The organism is Cellulomonas cellasea (assembly GCF_030372105.1).
In the GTDB taxonomy this organism is placed as follows: domain Bacteria; phylum Actinomycetota; class Actinomycetes; order Actinomycetales; family Cellulomonadaceae; genus Cellulomonas_A; species Cellulomonas_A cellasea_A.
Genome location: NZ_JAUDBQ010000031.1, coordinates 1 through 1506, shown reverse-complemented (window position 1 = coordinate 1506; position 1506 = coordinate 1). Strand labels below are relative to the sequence as shown.

The following is a 1506-nucleotide window of genomic DNA, read 5'->3' as shown; positions in this document are numbered from 1 at the left end:
GCGTACGACGTCGCTGAAGCCGCGCTCGGGGATTACTCGTGCGCCAGGGCCGGGGGGTGACGGTGCGTGCCTCGGGGCCCGTCGACGGCCACCGAGCGGGTCTCTGCGACCTCTGGTGCTCCGGGCCTGCCTTCACGCACGCCGCACCGTCTCGGGATGCCCTTTGGTCTCACTACACCCGGGGGCCAGCCGGTGGACTTCTACGCTCACCCGGCACGCCGTTCCGGGGTCCTAGCGGTGCAACGTCTGGCTCAGCGGCTACGCTGGCGTTTGTGTGATTCGACAATCCGCACGGTAGGTCCCTCACCTGGCCAGGTGGGGGACCTACGCGTTTTCTAGGCGTGTCGGAGCACCCTGGGGGCCTGCCTCCCGGTCGGCGGCCCCTGCGGGACCGCCGCCGCCCAGGAGGCAGGCCCCCAGGGAAGCCCGCGCGAACAGCGCCAGAGAAATAGCCGGCCAGGCCCCACAGCCGGCTAGGAGCCGGCCTTCTGCCGGCGCCGGTCGAGGATGACCTGCGACCCGCACGCCTCGCAGGTGAGCCGATGCCACTTCGGCCCCGTGCTCACGTTCGTGACGGGCTGGCACAGGAGCGCGTAGGTGGCATCGCAGCGCCCGCACTGGCCCTCGTAGTAGGTGCGCGGCCACCGCTGGGACGACCCCCCGCGACCGGTCACCAGCCGCCCGCTCACAGGGACCCCGCCGATCGCTTCATCAGGGCCTGGCGACTGGTGCCGGTGACCTCCGCCAGCCGCGCCCACGAGACGCCAGCACCTCGCAGCTGCGAGACGGCACGGTCGCGCAGCTCGAGAGCATCCAGGCGCCGGGCGTCCAGATCGCGCAGGAGCTCGACGGCCCGCGCGAGGTCCGCTTCTGCCCGAGCAGGGGCGGACCTCACCGGAGCGGCGACACGGACAGCGGGGTGATCGGACACCGCCGCACGCGCGCGAGGGGGGCGCGCTCGACCACGCTTCCGGGACGACTTCGACATGTAACCCAGGTTACACCCCGCCCGGCGGCCCTGGTGCCGAAAACCTGCGCTGACCTGCGGAAACATCCGCGCACGAGGTTTGACAGAAAGGTTATTCGCAATCTTCGCTAGGGCGCTCCGCGCGGCTGCCGCGCGGCTGCGCCGCTTGCCCTCAAGGACAGGGCCAGTGCAGCCGGTCTGGCGTGCGGGAGGCTCACCCGGTGAGGCGGCTGTCGCACCTCGGGCGGTGGTCGCCCTGCCGGTGCCCGGCTCTAGCAGGGTGTCTTGTCGGTCGGTCGATCGGCCTGCGGCGAGTACGGTGCTGGGCGTAGTCGAAGGCCGGTGGAATCGGCCCGGCGGGCCCGCTCCCCAGCACGGGTAGAGCGGGCCTCGCTGCGCTCGGGCTGCAAGCCTCTTGATCGCTCAGCCCCGAGCAGTGGTGCGAGCCGCCTCCGTGGGAGGGAGTGGGGGCAGAGCGATGCCCCCCTAGAGCGCAGGGTGAGGCGTGGAGCGCTCTAGAGGTGCCTCCGCGGTCGGTC

At 72.0% G+C, this 1506-nt stretch carries 1 protein-coding gene; it reads right to left on the bottom strand.

Features of this window, described 5'->3' with window-relative positions; translation table 11 throughout:
* Positions 1–473: 473 nt before the first annotated feature.
* A complete protein-coding gene (locus QUV83_RS17610; protein ID WP_289566230.1) occupies positions 474–674 on the bottom strand; it encodes a hypothetical protein in 201 nt (66 codons plus the stop codon).
* Between the last annotated feature and the right edge of the window lie 832 nt (positions 675–1506).